We start from the raw sequence: 2022 nt of genomic DNA, 5'->3' as shown, positions 1-2022 counted from the left end.
CTCCGCTAAACACGGGGGCTGCGCGGCGGACACGCCGACGTCACCGCGATGCCACGCCATTTTGCAGAACTTGACGCACACAACTCTGGGGGGCTTTCGTCGAGAAGCACAACTGACGTGAAATTCTCCAATTCTCCTCGCGAAAGCACTAACTTCCATGAGCCGTCTCTCCTTCCATGAGTTCACGTGACAACGGGACGACGAAGTCGCGGTTCCGCGCGACACCTTGTTCAGGCCATTGCGTCTAGCACTTCAGACTTAGGTCCGGCGGTATAAGACCTAAGCCCCGGCGGAGGAACGTTCGTTGGTAGGCTTACGTTTTGGTGAGCTTGGCGCGATGAAGATGCGTCCCGGCAAATTCCAACAAGGAGACGGCTATGAGAATGCATCTTTCCACCGCAGCCGCGGGATTTCTGTTGCTGGCCGGCATTGGTGCCGCTGCCGCCCAGGACGTGGTCATCGAACCGCAGCAGGAAACCGTCATCAAGGAATACGTGCACAAGCAGCCTCTCGCGTCGGTGAAAATTCCTGGAGTGGAGCTCAACATCGGCTCGACTCTTCCCGATACAGTCGAGCTTCGTGAAGTCCCCAACGTCAAATACCGTTATGTCGTTGTCGACAACCGGACCGTTCTGGTGGATCCGAGCACGCGCAGGATCGTCAAGGTCTACGACTGATCTGATCTTGGGAGCGCTGGCCCGGATGATGACTCCGGGTCAGCCGGTCGACCGTCTCGATAATCGCCTTAGCCAGCGCCTCGCCCTCATGCACCGGGCAGCCCATAAGAAGGTTCACTGCCTCCTCGCTCGGCAGAACGCCGGCTGGACAGGACGTGCAGCCAGACGCGCTCCTTGGTGCCCGCCGCCCAGCGGATCTCATATGCTTCGACGTCGTCTTCGGTCCAAGCTTCGAACCCGCCGCTCGACCCGGGTTCTTAACGCCGGCCGTTGGATCGATCCCCACTATCTCGGCTTCGAGTGCCCAGCGGAATAGTCCGCATGGCGTCGAAGGGTTTCTCCTCGTGCGGCACCAGTAGGCCAATACACCGTTTGAACAGCACTCAAAACAGTGGCTGAACAGAGCGAGGGGCGCAAGCGGCCCCTACCCTTTTGAACCTTTGAGTGTTCGGCCCAAAGGCGCTTGCAAAATTCCTGGGTTAGGCAACAAGTCGGATTGACGTGCGCCGCTTTTTAGTGCTCCGAACCACGCTATCGCGAGCGCCTTGAAAAACGGCAGCTTGTGCGCGTGCGCATAGACCTTAGCGTCCTCTTCGGCGGTCAGATAGAGATTCGCCATGGCTTTCGTCAGATCCTCTGGATCGAACCGCTGGTTGAACTCTTTCTGTGTCATCAGCAATTCCGCTGCTCTGATCTGAGGGCTCGTGATTGGCGCGAAATCCGCGTTAGCCAGAACCTCCAATATTCTGCGGGCGCCAATTGCGGTTTGGCGGTTCACCAGACCGCTGATTGTTGCAATGGCGATTGTTTCCCGAGCGCGATATTTCGCGGCAGCCAGCGGCGTGGTGATAACCTTTATACCGGCCCTGGAGCACACCAATTCAACCGTCATGGCGTCCTCATCACCGGAAACGACCGCCGCTTGGTGAAGCTGAAGCGGGGTAATCCCAACGCGCTGGTGTTTTGGCCAACGAAGGCGGCCTGTGCCTGGCTATCAGGTGCATCGGTGCATCGACAATCATCACGGGTATCATGCCAACATGCGGATTGCTTGCCGCTGCTATAGCATCAGCGCCGCGACGCCGGCGCCGACCTGGTCGGCGAGCGTCGACAGGCTGAGCGGCACGCCTTCGCGGGCATAGCGTTCAGCCTGGCGGTTGAGCGGCTGATGCTGGCCCAACTTCTCGAACAGGATCATCGCCAGCAGGCCGGGACCGGCCCAGCCCGTGGGGTGGCATGGAACGGCGCCGGAGCCTGGCTGTGAACTTCTCCCGCACGTGCTGGATCACCTTCCATTGCCGCGGCACCACCTCCAGCGTCTCGGTGATATCCTCACCCAGCTTGC

2 protein-coding genes and 1 pseudogene are annotated in these 2022 nt (G+C 59.5%); 1 reads left to right on the top strand and 2 read right to left on the bottom strand.

The features are described 5' to 3' along the window. The first annotated feature begins 377 nt into the window (after positions 1-377). The gene (locus tag NKI39_RS34090) at positions 378-677 is read left to right on the top strand and encodes a DUF1236 domain-containing protein (RefSeq protein ID WP_352837527.1); all 300 of its coding nucleotides are present in this window, start codon (positions 378-380) and stop codon (positions 675-677) included. Between the two features lie 424 nt (positions 678-1101). Here NKI39_RS34090 and NKI39_RS34085 read toward each other — a convergent pair whose 3' ends face one another. Both NKI39_RS34085 and NKI39_RS34080 read right to left on the bottom strand, forming a co-directional pair. After that, complete coding sequence (locus tag NKI39_RS34085; RefSeq protein ID WP_352837524.1) at positions 1102-1569, bottom strand: hypothetical protein; 468 nt, start codon at positions 1567-1569, stop codon at positions 1102-1104. Between the two features lie 177 nt (positions 1570-1746). Further along, positions 1747-2022: pseudogene (locus NKI39_RS34080) on the bottom strand (IS66 family transposase); the annotation flags it as partial.

The sequence above is a fragment of the Mesorhizobium sp. M0664 genome (assembly GCF_040320565.1).
Taxonomy (GTDB): domain Bacteria; phylum Pseudomonadota; class Alphaproteobacteria; order Rhizobiales; family Rhizobiaceae; genus Mesorhizobium.
This window is presented reverse-complemented; position numbering and strand designations above follow the sequence as displayed.

What these genes read in the sequence shown, in the direction of transcription:
- NKI39_RS34090 (WP_352837527.1), top strand. Translation starts at nt 378, where the DNA reads ATGAGAATGCATCTTTCCACCGCAGCCGCGGGATTTCTGTTGCTGGCC.
- NKI39_RS34085 (WP_352837524.1), bottom strand. Translation starts at nt 1,569, where the DNA reads ATGACGGTTGAATTGGTGTGCTCCAGGGCCGGTATAAAGGTTATCACC.